At 38.8% G+C, this 22,032-nt stretch carries 14 protein-coding genes and 2 pseudogenes; 9 read left to right on the top strand and 7 right to left on the bottom strand.

The window, feature by feature from the left end; genetic code table 11:
• Positions 1-399: 399 nt before the first annotated feature.
• Complete coding sequence (locus PN497_RS09135) at positions 400-756, top strand: Spx/MgsR family RNA polymerase-binding regulatory protein (RefSeq protein WP_096572996.1); 357 nt, start codon at positions 400-402, stop codon at positions 754-756.
• Between the two features lie 379 nt (positions 757-1,135).
• Here the strand turns inward: PN497_RS09135 and PN497_RS09130 are convergent, their stop codons facing one another.
• The 4 genes from PN497_RS09130 to darT all read right to left on the bottom strand — a co-directional run bounded on the left by PN497_RS09130 (position 1,136) and on the right by darT (position 6,197).
• On the bottom strand, positions 1,136-2,908 hold the full coding sequence (locus tag PN497_RS09130; RefSeq protein ID WP_096572997.1) for a vWA domain-containing protein: 1,773 nt from the start codon (positions 2,906-2,908) through the stop codon (positions 1,136-1,138).
• Complete coding sequence (locus PN497_RS09125; RefSeq protein WP_096572998.1) at positions 2,898-3,962, bottom strand: AAA family ATPase; 1,065 nt, start codon at positions 3,960-3,962, stop codon at positions 2,898-2,900. Before PN497_RS09125 ends, PN497_RS09130 begins: the two co-directional genes overlap by 11 nt.
• 346 nt (positions 3,963-4,308) lie before the next feature.
• On the bottom strand, positions 4,309-5,358 hold the full coding sequence (gene darG / locus PN497_RS09120) for a type II toxin-antitoxin system antitoxin DNA ADP-ribosyl glycohydrolase DarG (RefSeq protein WP_096572999.1): 1,050 nt from the start codon (positions 5,356-5,358) through the stop codon (positions 4,309-4,311).
• A gap of 209 nt (positions 5,359-5,567) precedes the next feature.
• Complete coding sequence (gene darT, locus PN497_RS09115; RefSeq protein ID WP_096573000.1) at positions 5,568-6,197, bottom strand: type II toxin-antitoxin system toxin DNA ADP-ribosyl transferase DarT; 630 nt, start codon at positions 6,195-6,197, stop codon at positions 5,568-5,570.
• A gap of 61 nt (positions 6,198-6,258) precedes the next feature.
• On the opposite strand from darT, the pseudogene PN497_RS09110 reads away from it, so the two are divergent.
• Both PN497_RS09110 and PN497_RS09105 read left to right on the top strand, forming a co-directional pair.
• Positions 6,259-6,444: pseudogene (locus PN497_RS09110) on the top strand (element excision factor XisI family protein); the annotation flags it as partial.
• 495 nt (positions 6,445-6,939) lie between these two features.
• A complete protein-coding gene (locus PN497_RS09105; protein WP_096573002.1) occupies positions 6,940-8,337 on the top strand; it encodes a hypothetical protein in 1,398 nt (465 codons plus the stop codon).
• 31 nt (positions 8,338-8,368) lie between these two features.
• Here the strand turns inward: PN497_RS09105 and PN497_RS09100 are convergent, their stop codons facing one another.
• Entirely contained in the window at positions 8,369-9,976 is a 1,608-nt protein-coding gene (locus PN497_RS09100; protein ID WP_096573003.1) for a hypothetical protein, read from the bottom strand.
• A gap of 391 nt (positions 9,977-10,367) precedes the next feature.
• On the opposite strand from PN497_RS09100, the pseudogene PN497_RS25910 reads away from it, so the two are divergent.
• The 6 genes and pseudogenes from PN497_RS25910 to PN497_RS09075 all read left to right on the top strand — a co-directional run.
• Positions 10,368-10,485: pseudogene (locus PN497_RS25910) on the top strand (IS630 family transposase); the annotation flags it as partial.
• A 42-nt stretch (positions 10,486-10,527) separates the two neighbouring features.
• Positions 10,528-11,382, top strand: coding sequence for a bile acid:sodium symporter family protein (locus PN497_RS09095; RefSeq protein WP_096573004.1), 855 nt, complete (start codon positions 10,528-10,530; stop codon positions 11,380-11,382).
• Between the two features lie 66 nt (positions 11,383-11,448).
• The gene (locus PN497_RS09090) at positions 11,449-13,803 is read left to right on the top strand and encodes an arylsulfatase (RefSeq protein ID WP_096573005.1); all 2,355 of its coding nucleotides are present in this window, start codon (positions 11,449-11,451) and stop codon (positions 13,801-13,803) included.
• Positions 13,804-14,047: 244 nt separating this feature from the next.
• Entirely contained in the window at positions 14,048-14,431 is a 384-nt protein-coding gene (locus PN497_RS09085) for a hypothetical protein (protein WP_190647363.1), read from the top strand.
• 415 nt (positions 14,432-14,846) lie between these two features.
• Positions 14,847-15,296, top strand: a complete 450-nt coding sequence (locus PN497_RS09080) for a hypothetical protein (RefSeq protein WP_096573006.1) — start codon at positions 14,847-14,849, stop codon at positions 15,294-15,296.
• A gap of 15 nt (positions 15,297-15,311) precedes the next feature.
• Positions 15,312-15,926 carry a PIN domain-containing protein gene (locus PN497_RS09075; protein WP_096573007.1) on the top strand — a complete coding sequence of 205 codons (615 nt, stop codon included), beginning with the start codon at positions 15,312-15,314 and terminating at the stop codon, positions 15,924-15,926.
• A 404-nt stretch (positions 15,927-16,330) separates the two neighbouring features.
• On the opposite strand, the gene PN497_RS09070 is transcribed toward PN497_RS09075, so the two are convergent.
• On the bottom strand, positions 16,331-17,479 hold the full coding sequence (locus PN497_RS09070) for a cytochrome P450 (protein ID WP_190647361.1): 1,149 nt from the start codon (positions 17,477-17,479) through the stop codon (positions 16,331-16,333).
• Between the two features lie 346 nt (positions 17,480-17,825).
• Positions 17,826-22,025: an SNF2-related protein gene (locus PN497_RS09065; protein ID WP_096573009.1), complete on the bottom strand. Its 4,200-nt coding sequence runs from the start codon at positions 22,023-22,025 to the stop codon at positions 17,826-17,828.
• Positions 22,026-22,032: the final 7 nt, after the last annotated feature.

Below are 22,032 nucleotides of genomic sequence, written 5' to 3'. Positions count from 1 at the left end.
AGTCTAAAATCTAAAAACAAAGTTTCAAGCCTCTCCATCCATTTATGGAGAAAAATACAAATTTTTTTCCGCCTTCAAGCCTCTTCTTTAAAGGAGAAGATAATCCAAAATACTCGCTGCGCTGCGTACGCTTCGCTAACGTCAATCCAAAATCCAAAATTGATTGACGGCTTATGCTAGTGTGTTAATTCTGAAACCTTTATTCCATAAGATTTCATGCACAAAATCTGTCGCGTATTTTTACAAAAAATCATCTGTTCCAGTAGCTTTCGGTGTAAACTATAAACTACAGTAATACCCATAATTTTCGAGACAGTCCTTCCAAAACACACAAAATTAACATACTAGGCTTCTGCTGTTTAAGCTAAAGTATCTGCTTTAAAATTATTAATCTTTTTTATGTCTATTCAAATCTACGGAATACCAAACTGCGGAACTTGTAAAAAAGCCTTCAAGTGGCTTCAAGAAAATGGTGTTGATTATGAGTTCATTAACACCAAAGAAACTCCTCCAACTCGTGAGATGATTAAAAACTGGGTCAAGTCTTTAGGTTCTGCACCTATGCGAAACACATCCGGTCAGTCTTACCGGGCTTTAGGTGATGAAAAGAAAACTTGGACAGATGAGCAATGGATTGAAGCATTCACTAAGGATGCAATGCTGCTTAAACGCCCCCTTTTCCTCAAAGATGGAACGGCTGTGCTGGTAGGTTTTAAAGATAAAGATGAGGTAGTAAGGCAAAAGTTGGGGCTTTAATTTTGCTGGGTTTTACTTTACAAAGAAGGTAGGAGGCAGAGGGCAGGAGGCAGGAGGAAATAAGTATAAATAAAAACTTTAGTTGGGAGCAACGCGAAAACGTGAGGTGGCGAAATCGGGTACGTAAATAGCCTATTTCGGGATGCGATCGCAACGAAAACACCTAATTTTGTTGAGAATTTAGTGGTGTAATTGAGAATCGCACCCGATCTCACAAAATCGCGTTGCTCCCACTTTAGTTCTGGGTTTAAAGCCCAGTTCAAAAAAAGAATTGTATCGAGTGAGAGTGCCACTTTAACGAAGCGGCACGGAGTGCAATACAAAGCGTATTTGCTTCAATCCTACGTTTTTAAACGTGGATTTCTCCTGCCTCCTTAATTTACTTAATTCTGAAAACTTGACCCTTGGGTACAAAAGGTAAATACCGACCCACAGGAATTAAAAAAGCGTGTTCTCGACGAATATGTAAATTATCGCAATAGCCATCAGTAATAATTAGCAATGGTCCATTTTTGGGAAAATCATCCGCTTTTTCCAGTAAATCAATACCGGGTTGTAAAACAGTACCCCCTCTACCCTTGACTTGAACTCTATCTGCTAAAGATTCTGGGGTCAAATAACCTTGATCATAAGCAAAAGCATCACAGAAAACAACCCGCACCAAAGAAACATCATGGGAAATACTATAACTAGCGATCGCCCCTAATGCCTTTCCCAATAATTCCCGCTCCATTGAACCAGAAGTATCTAAAACCACCCCAAATGTCCGACCTTCTTCATGATTGCTATCAGGTACATAACAAGGACGAGGAATATCAGGAGTTGCTGACTGACGACGACTAGGACGGCCATAAGACCTAACTTTAATTAAAGGAGAAAAATAATTATCAAACCACTTAGCTAATTCCACATCCCAAGGAATTGGTGGATAACTCAAAGCGCGAATTTCTTCAATTAAACCTGCGGGTAAAAAACCGCGATTTTGTTCTTGGTGATATGCAAGTCCTTGACTTAAACAACGACGATAAAATTCATCCAGTGCCACACCATCACCATAAGTCCACCAATCTGCTCTTTGTGGTTCTAAAATGTCACATTGTCCAATTCCCCGGAGAGTAGCTAGTTTACGATAAAGGCGTAAATCTTTCACAATTCTGTCATAAATTGACTCAGCAGATAAATTTTTCAAATCAGGATCATACAATGCTCCCACATGAGGTAATTCACCTACCCCCATTTCTATTAACCAAGAATTAATCACATAATCACAAGCAACATTCCACAAATAAGGCTCTCTTCCTTGACGACGGGTATCATGTCTCAGTCCGGCGTGTAATAATTCATGAGCCATCACAAATCGGTATTCTTCATTAGTTAATCCACCAGCAGGATTAATAAAAATTTGCTTATTTTCTACATCAATAGCAGCTACAGAAATTTCTAACCGTTGACAAATTAATGGGTCTTCAATAATTTCAAAATTAGTTGCTAAAGCTCCCAATAAAGGATAACTATTAATAAACCAAGCCTTAGCTTTTTGTGCAGGAGTGTTATTTTTACTTTCCCCTGCTAAAGAAATATCCTGTCCTGCGGCTACAGATACAGCATTAGTAACGGCTTTTGTTAAACCTTCTCCAAACACAGCTTGCCAATCAATTTTAGCATACCAATAATGACTTTTGGGAGTTTCTATAAACATATCAACAAAGTCATTTCCAGGAATACCACGCTCACAAAATTCTTGATATAAACTGTCTTCATTGCGGTTAGCAAAGTTGAGGGGAAAGAGGTATTCTTCTGGAGCAGTTCCTAATTTTAAATCTGCCAGAAATTTAGCAATAAAATAATTACAAGCGGCATTCCATTCACGGAAATAGGTGCGTTCTTGGAAGTGACCAAAGCCTAAATGTAGGAGACAATGAGCCAGTACATAAACCCATTCTTCAGGAGAACCCCGTCGGGTGGGATGTACATGAATTGTACCTAAATTATTAATGACAGCCCAATGTTTTGGCGGACATTGATTACTCGGTTGACGATTAATGTTAGCATGATAAAGTAAAGATGTAAAAATTGGATGCTGTCGCAAGATATTATATCCTTGCTCAAATTGCTGTTTAGCAATATCTTTTTGATTCTGTTTACGTGGCATTTTCTTTTTTGACTAAACGTGGTAAGTCTCTAACTATTTCTACCATTAACCAACTAGGTAAAACATCGCCTTTTTCGGTTTCAGAAACCACCATTTGGGCAATTTCAAAGCTGATAGCGGCTAAATCTTTGAGTAGTCCTTTGGCGCGATGGGCTAAGTCTTTGTGATTACCTGTAATTGCTTGACGTTCTTGGGGTAATTCTTTGATGAGTTGAGCGCGGAATGATTGAGCTAAAAAATAGAGGACATCTCTATCTTCTGGTAGGTGTGGCCAACCAATTTCGCCTTTAAGAATTGCTGTTAGTTGGTATTTACTTTTAATTTGTTTAATAAAACCTTTGAATTGGGTAGCATGGTGGGGAGAAAGACACCCCAAAGCGAGAACTTCTAGCCAGTGGTCTGTTAGGTTGTCTCCATATTCATGTAAGGTATCACTTAGCATATGCCAAGAGCGGGGGGTGGAAAAAGGTTCTTCATGTTTAGGAGGTTGACTCCATAGATGATCTGGGCGAGTTTGAATATATTCAATTACCCAAGGATGAATATTATGATTTTTTGCCCAATCTAACCAGTCTCGATGGGAAACTTTTAAATGAACATGAACCATACGATTTAGCAAGGGTGAAGACATGGGTTTCACAATTGCACTATCTTGAGCGCGATTACCTGCACCAATGACGATTGAACTTTGGGGAAGATAATATTCACCAATTCTACGTTCATGGATGAGGCTATAAAATGCTTTTTGCACTTCATGAGAACAGGCGTTAAGTTCATCCAAAAATAGGCAATAGGGTTCTTCTCGTGCAATCATTTTTGGTGGACAGAAGCGACTTTTTCCATCTATGATCTGTGGTACTCCGATTAAGTCTTCTGGTGCTAGTTGACTACCAAGTAGTGAAACGCAAGGTATTCCTACCTCGGTTGCAAATTCTTCTACTAATGATGATTTACCAATTCCTGGCGCTCCCCAAATAAATACGGGTCGCACTACTGCGACATTGAGCAGAAATTCTGAGAGTTGTTTTTGGGTTACTGTAATTGCTGGGTTCATTTAAGTAGTCGTGCAAAATAAATTTTATATTTGGGAGAGGGAACAGGAAGTAAGAAATACAGGCATTTTGGTTTTCAATCAATATGTTAAATTAATTTTGCTTGGGTACTTATATTTGGGAGAGGTAACAGATAAGGAATACAGAGATTTTTGTTTGTTCCAAAAATGTTAAATTAATTTTGCCCAGGCACTTACCAAATTGATAAAAGGGAATAGGAAACAGTGATAATGCCAATCATTACAAGTCAACGCAGATCCCCTATCTCCCACTGTCTACTCTTCAATTTCTACATCTGCTACTAAATCTTTTTCGCTCATTTCTTGGTTATACATCATCAATATATTTTTATTTTGCAGCCAACCAATTCTGCTGTTCTAATCGCTGCCAAGCTTTACGTATATGTTGTGGTTTAAAGATGGTGCGTTTGCGGTCGCTCCAGGAATGAACTAACTCTATGGCCTGTTCACTATTTTGGGCTGGGTTGGTTTCGTGAGTTCCTACCCAATGAACTGTAGCCAATACTTCCATGCCATAAGGAGTTTCAAAACCGTTTATGAGGTTACTAACTCGTTCTAACCGTTCCTGTGCCAATGGTTCATTGGCTAAAAATGCCTGTGCAGCTTCTCTACCTGCGGGTAAAACGTAAATTTCCGCGTTTTCTGCCTTGGCTGTTCCATCGCCATAACCACATATATAATACCCTTCTATATGTTTTAAAACATGATTTAAGTTATGGGCATAAGGTCCATATTTGTGTTTTACATACTCAAGGCGTAGGGGTTCACCAGCTACTTGTAAAAAATAGGCGAGTTTTTGAATTTCTAGTTTGGTTAATTCATAACCGGGAATACCGTACAATTCCAGTAAGCGAATAAACAAGGCACGGGCGCGAGTCATATTTGGCTTTTTGCTGGCTACGGGCATTTGTGCGGGTGCGGGTGCGCCACTGGGTTCAAAAATAATGACTTGGACATCTGGAAGTGCAGCAAAGGCTGATTCTATTAAGGGTTTTACCTCACTCCAGTCTAAGCCACCGTTACCGCATCCCAAGGGAGGTATAGCAATGGAAGTAATGTTTAATTGCTGTACTTGAGCGACTAATGCCACCAGTCCGGTTTTGATATCTTCTAATTTAGATTTGCCCTTCCAGTGGCGTTTGGTGGGGAAGTTAATAATGTACAGGGGGTTAAATAAGTTACCTGTAGCGACGGTAAACATCTGCCCCGGTTGCACCTGTCCAGCACGACAGGCTTTTTCGTATTGGCGGAAATTTTCTGGATAAGCTTGTTTAAATTGCAAGGCGATACCTTTACCCATGACACCGACACAGTTCACTGTGTTTACTAGGGCTTGGGCTGGTTCTGTTAATAAGTTGCCTTGCTTAATTTCAATCATTGTTTTTACTGGATTAAAAAAATTTAATTGTTATTTATACTGCTGTATTTTTTGTAGGATTTGCTGATTGGGAATAATTGATTACCAATTACTGATTATTTCTGCTGGAACAACTAGAAACTAATTTTAAACCAATATTATTTTACTACTTTATCTGCATTTTGATTTATAATAATGTAAAATATTATTTTCAGTCTGGATTGCAGATTTTAATAATACCAACTGGGATAAATATTTACTGGTGTTTCTATATTCAGTTGATTAAGGATTTGTTGTACCTGTTGAGCAATGGTTTTATTGATTACGCCTATTTGCTGAATCAAATTCCAGGGACAATATTCATAAACTAAAAATTCTGCTTGTCTTCTCCATTTGCGGTTGGGGTCATCTGGGGTATTAGCCCAATATTTTGATTTCATTAATTCCCAATCAATGACAGATTGTAAATCAGATATATCATCATAAAATTCGCTATATGCCATGATAGCGTGTCCATCAGTAAATGCAAATTTGAGTTTTAAAGAATTGATGGTATGGGCTTCTGAAACTAGATGGATAATTGGCTGTTGTCCACCGCTATAACTATCTACATTTTGTTTATGAATGGCATAAAGCATGGGTGAACGCGGAGCAAAATAAAAGGGGACATAATCATGTAAATATCCCCCAGCACTACAGGGGACTTTTGTGGTGGCACGTCTATCTTGAATGTGTCCGTGTGCGATGTCAAGATAATTGGTTTGTTGTATCTTGAGTTTACTGTTTGCTATCAATCCCCCACTGGTGATTATGGAGGTTAAGTTATCAATGTGGGTGATGTGATAAATCGGTGTAGACATCTAGTGATTTTAAATTATACTCTTGGAGATTTCAGGTACAAACAAACCTATTCTCTAGATTTTAAATCGTCTTTATCGGAATGTTATACACCTAGATATTAACAACGGCAAAATTTGGTTACAACAAAATCTCACAGAAGAAAATCCCACCGCAGATTTAGTAAAAATGGGAGTACCTAAAGAAGATATTGTACTAGGTTTACATCCTCCTTATAAACGCCCCTATACAGATTATGGAGTAGCCTAAAAATCTCTTCTTATCTTTGCTCCTTTGTGTCTTTGCGTGAGATAAAAAAGAAAGGTAGAACCTTTCAAAAACCATTCTCAGTCTCCAGACTGGGAATGAGAGACAGATGTTGCGATCGCAATGAGTAGTTTTGGATCATTTATTGGTTGGAACATTCTTATAGAGATTTTAGAAGGTAATTGTTAATAATCATAACCTGTAATTTTTTTACTGTTAATTATGAGAGCGATCGCCTATAATTTTTATACCTGATAAATGCCTCTTTTTTCAACGTGGCTTTCAGGCTCTATCCCTTATGAAACAAGCTGTTTAGCCACCTTGCCACCCATTAAGTGAAAATTGGCTTTTGGATCAGACTTGGGAAGCGAAGATGGATGTTGTGGAAAGGGAAGGTTGTTATCGGCTTTGGAAGAAGGCTGTTACTAAGACTTTTGATTGGGTATAATCAATAAAAGCAAAATCTACAGTGATTAAATCTATACTTTCTAAAAACTTATGAATAAAAATAAAATGATAGAAAAAATTATGAAAAATTGGCGGGGATTTCCTAACATAAATATCGTCGGTAAATATGACTTTCTAAGCCAAACTGTATGCGCTAATTCTTTGGAGATAACACATCTATCACATTTAATAAACAATCCTAAAGATATACAGATAAAACGAAAAGTTTTGGGAATATTTATCCATGAAATAACTCACTGGCTAGACCATACTAGCACTTTATGGGGGCAAAAATTTTTAATTGATATCTTTAATGCTTTCAATGCAAAATATAACGAAAACATTGATGAATTGTGGCGAATACAAAAGTTATTTTCTGACTTAAGTAGAATTTATTTTGCAGACTACTATACAGCTAATGGTTCTGCTGCTAACAAAACTTGGAATCAGAAACCTTGGCGGTATCAATTCGGTTCTGGCTTACAATTTGATAAAGATGGCAAAATCAGCGAACAGTATCCGTTTTTATTTACTAAATTTTTCACGAGTGATGATGAGCTTATCAAAAGAGTTCCTCTATCGGTAGTTTCTCTGCTAGAGACAAATGCAGTAGCATCCGAAAAGAAACTAGAAATATCTTTATTATCATCACTTTCTCAGGAAGAAATGTTAATTGAAAATAACTTAATAGAGCAAAATTCATTAAAAACATTATACGATCCACAGCTAACTGTTTATTCTGTTGCTGCTCACTGTTTGGCAAATCTTGTTGGAATTTCAGAGATAACAAGTGCTTATTTTTTATCATCTGCTTTATCAACACTTTGCCTTAATCTTCCTTCTCAAGTATTTCCATTACTAAAAATTCCTTATGACATTCAAGAAGCTATAGGTGATAGAACTAAACAAATGTTGAAAATTCAAGACCGTGGTTTTGTGTTTTATCTTCTAGCAAATTTCGCACCTAAAGACAATTTATCAGATGTATTAACCAATTCAGATATATTAAACTGGTTAGAATCAGCAGTAAATGCTGCTGGCTTACCATCTCTTATGCAATTAGAAGAACTAGCATTCATAGAAATGAATGAATTAGATAAGGAAATACTAAAAGATCCTTTAATGGAAAATTTTCAAGAATTAGGTGCAGCTATTGACGAAGATAACTTTATATCTGAATATTCTCGATTAAAAACTCTACTAAAAGCCGGAAGGGAGAATTTTACAAAACGAGGTATTTGTGGAAATCATGAACTGAGTCTTAAATCATTACTTTCTGAAGATGATAGCTGTCTTAAACTACCACCAATACTTTTAGATGATGATGAGGTAATTCAGTTAGGAATAGAGGCTTTAGGACAGCAATATCAAAACTTAGAAGAATGGATATATTATGTATGGAACATTGAAGATAACCTGAGAGAGTTTAATAAAGCTTGTTTTGTGTAGAATTCCTTTTGTTTTGACACATAAGTTTTTATCATAACTCATGTTTCTGGACCCCAATAGCTTCAGCCATAACATAATCTGAAGGTCTATATCGCAGTTTACCTGGCATTTGACTGTTGACATTAAATTCTCTTATCAATATAAAATCGGTATTCATACCTTCATTTATAGCATTTTGAATAACTGATGCAGTCATTTGATCATCTGCAAAAATTCCTACAATATTATATCCACTTTTATTCATAAAGTAACGATTACCATCTTGGCAATATTCCCTTAATTTCATTTCTACACATTCCGCCAAAAACAGATTTTTTTTAATTTGTGCAGAATGTATTTCTATAATTCTCGAACCTATTATGGGTATTTTTTCACCATTCATACCTAAAATATCCTTATATAACTGTAGTTTTGTATCTCTATATAATTCATTTATTGATTCATAATAATTATTTGGTAAGTAGAAATACAAAGGAATAACTGTACCTTTAGAGTTAAATCTAAAATTTTGAATTAATGATTTTAAAATTGACCCAAAATCAAACCCATCTCTTTTGTAGAAATCTAATACATAAAAAAGTTTTTCAACTAAGTATTTAACATCAATTATTGCTAATGATCTACTAAAATCAAATGTCAGATTATTTTTGTCAGGTTTTTTAGTTTTTTTAGTAAGATTTTGGCGTTTATTATATCTTATAGTTTCAAGTTCATTCCACGAAATATGACTTAAACTTATTAATTCACTAATAATTTTGCTAATATAGTTTTGAAGTTCAACAAAAAGAGATTCAATGTCAATAGGTTCATTAAAAATCTCAGTAATGTGTTTGCCATTATGAACAACATCGGTTCTATAATCTTTGCTAAATTTCATAAATCTATCAACTAGAAAAAGATATTCTTGGTTATTATTTGCTATCTGGGGTATGAATTTCTTTTTCGCATCTTGAAATACTTCAAATTTATCAGGATTTGCCAAAAACTCAAACAATGTTATTATTTGTATAAATTTTGTTGTCAAATTATCTTGCTCAAGTATTTGAGAATTTAACCTTAGAGCATAGTTAACTATATGATATACTTCCCCAATTGTTTTGATATTACTATAATAGCTCTTTATTTTGGACAAATCTCTAACTTTCAGACCATTTCCAATCACTATTTCTGTACTATATTTATTTTGGATTGCAAATCTGCAAATTACAGGATAACGGAAGATAAGGACAATTGATTTGCTATTGTATATCTGTCCTACTCTACCAGGAAGAGAATGAGGATAAAAGTAATCACAATAGTAAAATCTAAATAAATCTAGAATTGGTTCTAACTTCTTGGTGGCTATGTCTATTATTTTAGGATCATGTTCTACTGAAATAGGTAAATATGTTTCATCAATTTCCGATGTTTTTATTTTAAAGCATCCTAAAACGTATGAATTTATTTTATCTTTAAGTAAATTTTGTTCATCATCTGCATGAAATATATTGCTGAACAATTCATCTATATTTACTGTTTCTTTTGGATATAATGTAATATCATTTATAGTAATAACTTCAGGAATATCAAATCTTGGAATAGGAACAAGCATCAAACATTCATCACTTTGTAGATTAACTTGTGAGATTGCTGAATACATATCAATTTTTTCCTGTATTTATAATTTTGTGCTAATATTCAGCATTTATTGTATACCAAAAATCTCAATGAGTAACGAAACTACGGGAAAACTCTAAAGAAAATTTAGTATAATTTTGAACACATTATTAATTATTCAAGTGTGATCGCCCTTTTCTTACTTTCTCTTTCAGCAAGCGATCGCCTAATAATATACTCACCGAAAAAAGCCACCCCTCAATAAGAAAGCCAGTTAAGTTAAGAAACGGCTATCTTGTAAAGGCTCTTCATCGCTTATAGTAAAGGTTTCAGTAGCCAATGAGGTGTAACTTCCTTGCGAAGCCGAGGAGGCTAAATTGGCCTTGATAAGAGATTGACTAAATTCAACTCTTGTTATTGATATCAAATTCCCAAGGCTATTCCCATCAGTAGATGAACTGAAATTTTTACTAAATAAACTATTGAATCAGGGCGAGTTAATCAATCATTAAGTGGCATCGTCAGATAAAAAACAAATTCAATAGTGACTACCAACTATTTTTGACCAAACCCAGCATCAACCATTTAACAGCTATGCACAATCCTCTAATTCTGATGCTCGTTACAGTCACTATTTTTTTTCTGATGTTAGCACTAGGGAGCAAACTCTCTGTTGAGAATATCCTCTGCTTCTGGCGAAAACCAGCCTTAGTATTGCGTGCGCTTCTAGCCGTGTTGCTGCTTGTTCCTCTAGAGGTGATTGTGCTGATGAAATTTTTTCACTTACCGCCGGAAGTAACGATAGGATTAGCTTTATTGGCGGCTGCTCCAGGTGCGCCTCTAAGCACAAAGCGAGCGCAAATTGCTGGAGGCAACTTAGGTTATGCAGCAAGTCTTCAGCTGACCCTAGTAATACTTGCGGTTTTTGTGACTCCCTCTACCTTGGCGATTTTTGCGATTTTATTTGCAGATATTTCGCAAAAAGTGGCAATTTTAGATGTTGCCCGACAAGTGATGATGGTGCAAATATTGCCTGTGAGTCTCGGTCTTTTCATCAACAAGTTCGCTCCTACATTTGCTCAAAGAATAGCCCAACCCTTAACTTTGATAGCTGATAGTCTCTTTTTCGGGCTGGTTATTTTGGCGTGTATCTTCGGACTACCATTGTTGTACAAGCTTTGGGTATTACCACTCGGAGCGATCTCCATTATGGTGATTGCCTCTCTAGGAATTGGACACGCTTTAGGCAGATTCGACCATTATACCCGCTCTACCTTGGCGATTTTCTGTGTTGCTCGCAATTTTGGTTTAGCTTTGTTTATCGCTATTTTGAATGATGTAGAGCAGCAAGTGATACCAACGCTAGTGGCTTACTTAATTTTGGGAACTTGTATCGGTGTTCCTTACTCCATCTGGAATAAGCGCAGATTAGCTGAAAACCCATCATGAGTCAACAATAGGGTCTTGGGGGTAGGGTGTAGGCTGCATATTTCAATATTTCAGGAGTTTAGCTTTATGTCTCTGCGTGAATACAAACCCGGAACTACTTTCCCTGGAGTCATCGGCCGGACAGTTGATAAATCCAGTCCAGCTTGGCCAGAACCATTGCGGGCAAAAGAAGGCTTACCAAACGTGCTATTTATTGTCTTTGATGATACAGGATTTGGACAATTTGGGTGCTATGGCAGTCCCATCAACACACCCAACCTAGACGCATTAGCAGCCAATGGCTTGCGCTATAACAATTTACACACGACGGCGTTGTGTTCACCCACCCGCTCTTGCCTTCTCACTGGGCGCAATCACCATTCCAACGCTATGGCCTGCATTACAGAAGGGTCTACTGGTTATCCCGGTAGCAATGGGAATATTCCTTTTGAGAATGGGTTTCTCTCCGAGATATTACTACAGAAGGGTTATAACACCTATGCGATCGGCAAATGGCATTTAACCCCCGCCGACCAAATATCTGCGGCTGGCCCCTATGATCGTTGGCCTCTCGGTCGTGGTTTTGAACGTTTTTATGGTTTTCTCGGCGGAGAAACTCACCAGTATTATCCAGATTTGGTTTATGATAACCACACTGTTCAGCCAGAACAGACCCCCGCACAAGGCTATCATTTGACCGCAGACTTAGTAGACAAGGCAATTAGCTTTATTGCTGATGCCAAGCAGGTTGTCCCTAATAAACCCTTTTTCATGTATTTCTGTCCTGGGGCGATGCACGCTCCTCACCATGTGTCGAAAGAATGGGCTGATGCCTATGCTGGACAATTTGATGATGGTTGGGAAGCTTACAGGGAAAAGGTTTTTGCTCGTCAGCAAGAAATGGGCATTGTCCCCGCTAACACAGAACTATCCCGCCATGACCCCGATGTTGCATACTGGGATTCTCTCTCAACAGCAGAAAAACGGCTTTATGCCCGGATGATGGAAGTCTTTGCTGGCTTTTTAACCCATACTGACTATCACATCGGTCGCTTATTCGATTTCCTCAAAACTATTGGTGAGTTCGATAATACTCTAATTATGGTCATCTCCGACAATGGGGCAAGTTCTGAAGGTGGGCCAACTGGTTCGGTTAATGAAAATCTATTTTTTAACAATGTGCCAGAGTCTTTAGAAGAAAACCTCAAAGCATTAGATAAACTGGGTAGTCCAGAAACCTTCAACCATTATGCTTGGGGCTGGACTTGGGCGGGTAATACGCCTTTTCGTCGCTGGAAACGGGAAACCTATCGGGGTGGTATCAGCGACCCGTTGATAGTCCATTGGACTCAAGGTATTGAGGCAAAAGGTGAAATCCTTACTCAGTATGCCCACGCCATTGACTTAGTACCAACGGTACTTGAATTATTAGAAATTGAGCCACCAACAACTATTAGGGGTGTCAGCCAATCCCCAATTCAAGGTGTCAGCTTTGCCCATACTTTTAATAATAGTAATGCACCCACTAAGCACTTGACGCAATATTTTGAGATGATGGGACATCGTTCGCTTTACCATGATGGTTGGCGGGCTGTTTGTCCTTGGCCTGGCCCCTCATTTACAGAAGCAGATGGGTTTTTTGGTGCGCCTATCTCGGCGGAAACTTTGACAGAGTTAGATACTCATCATTGGGAACTGTATCACGTTGCTCAGGATTTTGCCGAAAATCACAACATTGCTACAGACAACCGCCCCAAGTTGATTGAGATGATTGCCACTTGGTATGTAGAGGCGGGTAAATATAATGTGTTACCTGTGGATGGCAGGGGTGTACAACGATTAGCACAAGAACGTCCTCAGATTGCTGTCAATCGTAGCTGCTATACTTACTATCCTGATACTCAGCCAATACCAGCTAATTGTGCTGTTAAGTTGCTCAATCGTTCCCACAGTATTACAGCAGATGTAGAAATTCCCACAGGTGGCGCACAAGGAGTATTACTTGCTCACGGTGGTAATGATAGTGGCTACTCCTTCTATGTCAAAGATGCTAAACTGCACTGGGTTCATAATTATGTAGGGCGATCGCTCTACCATGTCGAGTCTGAGTCATTAATCTCGGAGGGTCGGCACCAGTTACGTTTTGAGTTTAAAGTGACGGGTCAGGCAGATTTAGCCAAGGGGATAGGATCACCAGGTCACGCCCAACTTTATATTGATGGGAAATTAGTTGGGCAAGCGAATGTTCCTGTAACTACTCCCTTAGCACTAGGTCTGACCAGTGGTGTGATCTGTGGGATAGCCCCTGGTGCGCCTGTAACACCCGATTATGAACCGCCCTTCAAGTTTACGGGCAAAATTCATAGTGTGATAGTGGATGTTAGTGGAGATTTGATTCAAGACCGTGAAGCTGAAATGCGTGTGATAATGGCACGACAGTAGCAACAAGATGAAAGATTCTTTTACCTGAAACAGCAAGAAGGCTTACGTCTCATCCGAAGAAGGTTGGAATGCAAAAGCTATAGCTCGTCAAGTTGGTATTGGTGTAACAAGTGTACTTCGCTATTTACGTACTCCTACCTTCCCAGAAACAACTGGACGAAGAAGCCGAGGTCGAAGCATCCTAGTCCCTTACCAGGAATATATCCTTAGACGCTGGAATGAAGGTTGTCACGAAGCCTTAGTCTTGTTTGCAGAGATTCAACAGCAGGGTTACAAAGGGAGTTATGATACTGTAGCTCGTTACACACGACGTATCCGTACAGCCCAAGGAATTAAGCCACGAAAACGCCATTTAGTTAAGTCTTTACCAAAAGTCACTCAACCCAAAAAACTTTGTCTCACACCACGTCGTGCAGTATGGCTAGTGCTACGAAAACCGGAGTCGCAACAGCCAGAAGATAAGGAATTAAGGCTGATGAATATTGACACTCTGCGTCCTAAAGGAGCGCAGATTCTTAGTTCAACGAGTCCACTTAGCTTAGATCCCTTGCGGTGTCTAACCCAGAGGTGGTTCTCTCCACGCCAGTTGCTTCAAGTCGGGAAACCCGCCCAACGCACTGGCTCCTAAGCGTTACTTTCCCCCTGCCCGGAGGTAGTTGGATTACTCCAAGTTTTGTTTGAGTTTAAATTCTGTTTCGTCCAGCCCCCATGAAGATTTTACCTATTCCTGGTTAGGAACTAGAACTATGGAATAGAACCCCATATCTTCAATTGTCAAGGTACAGATTGCCGTTAGGCAGTTAGGTTTTTATACAGGTTGTTTACCATTCCTGTTAAAGCTATTGTAGTATAACTGCCCCTAGAGGGGCAAGCCGCTCCCCTACATCCATCGTCTAAAGCACGATAAAATATTTACGCCTTGCTCCGATACTTTATCTCGATGGTTTTAGCTCGCTCGATTTTGTTATAAAACTATATTTCCCAAAGCGATCGCCATTTATAATAACAATATTATAATCTTCAATGTCACAAGGATAAAAAGAATGGACAGTACAAAACTGAGTGACACAACAATAGAACTATCAGATATTACCGCTTGGGATAAAAACGGAAATAAACTGCTAGTATCAAAAGTTAGAGCTAGGGATATTGTAGAGGATATTACCGCTAAAATCGAAAATATCCTCAAATTTGAGTATGAACATAACAGAGTGATAATTCCCTATGCTATGACAGCTACCCGTGAAGAAATTAAAATCTTTCAATGGGATGGTGAAACGTTAGAAAATGTCTACATCTTCCCAACGCATGAAGTTTTATCTGAATATGATCTAGAATTTAGTAAAAAAAGGATTTTTGAATATTATCTAGAAACATTAGTTGAAGGATGGTTAAGAGATTTAGCTTATCATTGGAAAACAGAAAATCCCCCCAAGTTACAAGAATTACAGCAAATAGGATTTGTAGAAAATCTAGCAGATGCAGCACAATAAAGGTTAGAAAATTGAATGATTACGCTTTATATAGAAACTAATTTTTTTATTGAGTTTGCGAAGAATCAAGAGCAAGAAGCTGAAGAGTTAGTATATTCTACTTCTCCTGAAAAAATGTCGTTAATAGAAATTGTCACTCCGGCAATTTGTTGTATGGAATCTCTTTCGGTTTTGGAAGATGAACGTACAAGGAGAAATCGTTTTCAAGTTAACTTAGAAAGAGAAATAAGTGAACTAAGAGGAAATACGAATTCTGAATACTCTGTAGAAATTATGAAATCTCTTCAAAATGCAAAATATAATAACGAAAAAATGGCTAATAATATTAATATTCGTCTGTTTGAAGTTTTAGAATGGGCTAAAAATTATGTAGAATTCATACAATTAAAACCAGATATACTCAGTACAAGTCTGGAAAATGTACTTATTACTGATCCTACAGATAATTTAATTTTACATTGTATTCTTGATCATGCCAAAACATCTTTAAATAATCAGAAAGTTCTATTGAGTGGAAATTCTAAAGATTTTGGTACAAAAGAGATTAAAGGAATATTGCAGGAAGCAGGTATACAAAGATATTTTGTCAAGACGGGCGATTTTTTAGGCTGGTTAAATTCACAGTTCTAATTATTGTGTTAAATCCCACATTTTGCACTTCAAAAAGTAGCATAATCAAACTACATTGACGGTCAATTAAAACATTAAAACTTATGGTTTGAATTGGAGTGCGGAATGTGGGTTATAGAAAGCTTTGAATTTACCAGTTTTCTCCAAATTGATCAGGTCAATATTTAGCAAAAACATGGGTTGAAAGCTCCTCGCCCCTGTTTGCCCACAGGCAAGCTTCTAGGGCGACTTTTTGATAGAATAGTACAAACAGGGCATTGTCTGTTGGGCGAGACAGTGTAAGACGGGGATTCCTGCAACTGTTGTTTGAACCCAGAATCTTCGCGCTTCTAGGGCGGGGAGTGTGTCAACCCAAATAGGTCTTTCCGCAGTATCTATAGCGTCTAAACTTGAAATAACAAACTTTAGCGAATACGCACTGGTAGAGTGACAAACCCGTTGCCAGGGAAGGTTTCGCGCTCTAGGGTCTCGTTTGAGGCAAGCGATATCTCTGCGGTGTGGGCGAGCAGCGTTTCGACAGTAACGCGCAACTCCAGTTGAGCGAGAGGCGCTCCCAGACAGTAGTGGATACCCCCGCCGTAAAGCAAATTGGCTTGCTGTTCGCGGTCGAGATGGATTTCATCCGGGGCGTTGAACGCTCGCGGATCTCGGTTAGCGGCGATCCACATCAGCGAGATCCGCTCACCTGCGGGAATCGTACGGCCGTTGATCGTGGCTTCCCGCGTTGTTACTCGGGTGTTGGCAACCAATGGACCGTCCATTCGAGGAATTTCATTGATGGCGGCGGGAATTAGCTGTGGCTGTTCGCGCAGACGGTGTTGGAGGTTCTGGTTTTCTGCTAGATGGGCAATGACAATGCCGATTGCTGCGGCGACGGTGCCATGCCCTGCTATCCAATTCCGCAGCACCGCGATGATATCCTCGTTGCTCCAGCGGTGACCGTTTACCTCGGTCATCATCAGCCGACCGGTAACATCGTCCCGGATGTCCTGACGACGATGATCCTCGATTGCCTCGGTAACAATTGCCTCGTACTCCACTGCGATCGCACGCGCAGCCTCATGATCGTGGTGGAAAGTCGCCGCCTGATTGCCGTGACTCCAGTTGCGGACGCGTTCCCACGTTGTCTGTGGCCAGCCAAGAAACGCACACATCGTTCGGAAGGCGATCGGCTCGGCAATGTCTGCCACTGCATCAGTTGTACCTGGCATCTTGATCGCCTCCATTACATTCGTAGCGATTTCTCGACACTTGGGTTCAATCGATGCCATCTCGGAGGCTGAAAAGTAGGGTGCTAGGATTTCGCGGTATTTCGTGTGTTCGGCTCCATTCATGGCATTCGGAATAGCACGATGCAGCGAGGCATTGATAAAAGTGTCCGGGTCATCCAGCACTGCGACAACATCCGCGTGGCAAAAGAGTGACCAGTGCATTGCATCGCTGTAAGCAACGGGACACCGCTCGCGCAGCTCGTCGTAGGCGTGAAGCTGATCGGCTAATACTGCTGGGTCTCGCGGATTCCAATCCTGTGGGGTGTGGTCAGACATTGTCATAGATACCTCCAGTAGATCAATTAATGTTTGCAAAAGCATTGATCGCGTTAAATGTGAACACACCTTTAATAAAATTAGGTCTCTAAATTGTAATTGGGATATTATTAACAGAGGTATCTCTTATGAAATAAGTCTCATGACAAAGAAAGGCAGAGAGAGGAGGACATCTCTACTATCTATTGAGAATATCTTTTTAATTTTTTCTACTATTCCTATCTCATCTATTATTCCTGAGTGATCTATAACTGAGGATTAAGGGTTGGGGGTTTGCAAGTGATCGCCTGCGGCACTGGCGTAGCCAATCGCCCTCCCCACTTCCCACTACCATCGCCTAACACCTAAAAACCTAACCTTCATGAATCAATTGTAACAAAGCCTCCGTTGATATCTTCCCACTCATATCAGAACCCTCCAGCAAACTATCCGCCAAATCCCGCTTATGGTGATGCAACTCCACAATCTTATCCTCAATAGTGTCCTTTGCTACCAACCTATAAATCGTCACCGGGCGTTGTTGGCCAATGCGGTGGGCGCGGTCAGAAGCCTGGTCTTCCACCGCCGGATTCCACCAAGGGTCTGTATGAATAACATAGTCAGCCGCAGTTAGATTCAGTCCTGTACCCCCAGCCTTCAAACTAATCAGAAACACATCCCCCTCCCCAGCTTGAAACGCATCCACACTTTTTTTCCGTTCATTCATTGGGGTACTACCATCTAAATATTGATATTTAATACCTTGCTCATCCAAGTAATTGCGGATAATATGCAAATGATCTACAAACTGACTAAACACCAAAGCCTTATGGCGATTTTCCAGTAGTTCACCCAACACCTCACCAAAAAGTTGCAACTTAGAACTAGATAACTCAGTATCAGGCATCACCAAACTAGGATTACAGCAAGCGCGACGCAACCTCATAATCTCTGCTAAAACTTGCAAATGTTTTTGTCCTGCATCCGCATCACTTTCACTCAATTTAGATATAGCTTGACGACGCAAAGCCTCATAAAATGCCTTTTCCTCTTTACTCAACTCCACATGAAGCAAAATTTCTGTGCGAGAAGGTAACTCTTCCAACACCTGATTTTTTGTACGTCTTAATAGAAATGGTTGAATTAGTTTTTTGAGTTTATTTCGTGCTTGTTTATCTTGATATCTTTCAATAGGATTTGCAAAACGTTGATTAAAACTTTCAAAAGAACCCAATAAACCAGGATTAATAAATCGGAACAAATTCCACAACTCACCTAGATGATTTTCAATCGGTGTCCCAGTAGTCAATAATTTAAAATTAGCTTTCAAATTCATAGCCGCCTGGGAACGTTTAGTAGACATATTTTTGATAGCCTGTGCCTCATCTAGAACAATGGTTTGCCACTGCACCCCAGACAGCATTTGTGCTACTTCATCCTGCTGCAATAAACCATAACTACAAACCAACATATCCAATGGTTGTAAGCCATCCAGTAATTTTTGGCGGTTAGAACCTGTAAATTGAATTACATTCAAAGTTGGGGCAAATTTCTCTGCTTCACTTACCCAATTCATACAAACGGAAGTCGGGGCAATTATTAGAGTCGGTCTATGATGGGCATTTCTAAGGATAACAGCTAATGCTTGCACCGTTTTACCCAGTCCCATTTGGTCAGCTAAACAAGCACCTACACCCCAATGTGCTAAACGTGCTAACCAACAAAAACCTTCCATTTGATAATCTCGTAATTCGGCTTGAAATGTAGATGGAAGTTCTGGTTTAAGGTCTTGTACTTCTTTGAGTTTCTTGATATGTTCTTTCCAATGTTTATCTGCTTTTAGTTTCCCAACTTCATCTACAAAATCTTCTAACCCCAATGTCGCTAAGGGGTGAAAACGCATCCCTTTACCATGTTTTTCGGAAAACAGTCGTAACTCATCCAAACGTTTACGAAAGGCTTGGGTTAAAGCTAAAAATTGACCATCACCAAGAGGAATAAACCTACTGGGAGTTTTTTCTAATAATTCTAGAAGTTGCTGCATATCTAATACTAAATCTTCACTTAATTTCAATTCACCAGTAGCAGCAAACCAATCTTGTTGACGTTGAATTGATAAGTTAAAATCTTTCAAGTCTGCATTATGACTAACCCGCAGTTTTTCCCCTTCTGGCCATTCAATAACTACGCTGTTTCCTAATGCTTGCAGTTCTAAAAGTAGTTCTAAACAGTCCTCTGGGTTTTCTATTAACCATTCATTATCTTCTTCTTCTGTGCTGAGGGTGGGACAAGCTTGAATGGCAGTTTGGGCAAGTTGTTTTTCTTCTGATAAGTTTCTTCTAGTTTGTAGACGTTTACCTTCAATTTCAGCAATGACTGTTTCTCCACCTGCACCGGGACGGAAATATGGTCCACCTTGGGCAAAGGGACGTGATAACAGGGTAATTTTTAAACCAGAATTAGCAGGTAAAAGATGAATGTGGGGTAGTGTTTGGGCGGTTACTTCTTCTGCACCTTCTACTCCTCCACCAATGTCAGAATGAACGGTGACAATACCGGAAACGGCGTTGATGGCTGCTAAAACTTTTTTCTCGGCAATGATGGGGACGTTTAATTTATTTTCTCTACCTAGAATTTCGCCTATACGTCTGTGTTCAGGTGTAATTTCAATGACTTTAATGCGGGTGGGTGTTTCTTTGATATTGATGATATTTTGTGATGTTAATTTGGGTGAAAATTCTAAGGTGAGACGACCTTGTTTTTCTTTTTTAACGAGTAGTTCTGGTTCTCCTTTGACTATTTCTACGCGAATATTAGGGGTATCTTCCCAAAAAACTAAGGGATGTCCAATTAATGCGAGGATGGCTTTGTCATTGAAGCGATAGTTAACTTTGCCATAATAGCCTTCGCCATAAGTTTCAATACAATTACAAGCCCGAATATCTTGGTAAGTAAGATAATCATACTCATTTAAATTATTACTCAGATTTTTAAGGGCAATGGGACGACCTTTACTCCATTGTCCTTTGGCATTAATTTTTTGTTCTTTGGGTTGCAGGCCACATTGGCTAGGATAGAAGGTAATAAACCATGCTAAACGCAGTTCTGATTGGGGTTTTGTGGGTGTTGGGTCTTCTTTTTGCAGGTTTGCTAGGGCATTAAGGCACATTTCCCAAGATTCTTGGGGTTCGATTATGTCTATGATGGTTTCAACTTCGTTGTCTTCTCGTAGTGCTTGTGCTTGTTGTTTGTAGTTGCTGCTGGGTTTGAGTCGGGATAGGAGTTCTGCGGTTTCCATTGCTAACCAGTGATGACCGGATGCGATCGCTCTCCGATATAATGGTTCTAATAAATCAGGTAATCTTCTTTTTGCACTGTCCATATCCATCCAGTACAGACATAGGGAAAGAAAGAATGTTTCTAAACTATTTTCTTTTTCTAAGGGAGGAATGGGAGCATTAACTATTAATTCTTTTTTGGTAATATCACCTTGCTGGACTTGCAATATAATGCTCAGTCCCATATAAACTAAATTAAGAAAATGATCTGATTGCCGAATCATTATATTGGTATAATCTTCTGCTTCTTTGAGGCGTTCTGGCGAACCATCTTTCAACAGTGCTAAAATAAAGAATAAGCCAGCAATTGTATTAAAATATATTTGGCGTTTGCCTGTGGCTTTTTTCAAAGATTTTAGGGCATCTGTATAATATTTAATAGCTTTCTCGTTCTCACCCCGCAAAAAATTTGACCAACCCCAACCAATAGCGGCGTTATTTTGAGATTCTTCTGATATCTCTTTCAAACTATCCTGTGCATCTTCCGTATCACCACGTAAGAAATATTGTTCTGCCAACATCAAAAGCAAATAATCTGAGATATATTTTTCAGGTTCATCACATTTATCTGCCAATAGTATTAACGCATCTTCAGAATCAGATAATTTTAAGAGTGAAATTTGGAAAATACTAGATATACAAAGGATAAATAATTCTTGTGGTAGAGTGCTAAACCAATGTTCATCAAATGGATTATTGCATATCTGTTCAAAGATATTTTCTATAACTATTTTTTCTTTGCTATTACAGTGCTTATGGTAATTTTCAATTTGACTATTAATAAAACTTAGGTCTTTGCGGTAAAGACCAATACGGATTTCTCTTATACATTGGCTTAGATTACGAAAAATCCGTATACTTCCGTAACTATGTACAGGAAATTTTTCATTTACAGCTTTTACTAAGAGTTCAAATTTTCCCGTTTCTACAGCATGACGAGTAGCAATTTCTGTCAGGAGGGGATGGCATTCGGGACTAGATTTACTTTCCTTGACTAACAAACCTGCTTTTATCAATTTATCAATTTGAAGACTAAGAGTTTTAGTATTCCAAGGTTTATTGTTTTCATCTAATGCAGCAGTTTCACTGAGACAATTGATAAATGAATTTTTATCTACTGGTGCATAGATTACCGAAAATAACTGAATAATCTTTTGGATAGCAGGAGATAAATCGAAGTATTTTTTAGTGAGTTGGGTTTTTAGTTGAGTGTTATCAATGTAAAAATTAGACATAGTATTA

The organism is Sphaerospermopsis kisseleviana CS-549 (assembly GCF_028329225.1).
GTDB classification, from domain to species: domain Bacteria; phylum Cyanobacteriota; class Cyanobacteriia; order Cyanobacteriales; family Nostocaceae; genus Sphaerospermopsis; species Sphaerospermopsis kisseleviana.
Note: the sequence above shows the minus strand (reverse complement) of the source record. Positions and strands in the feature narration are given on the sequence as shown.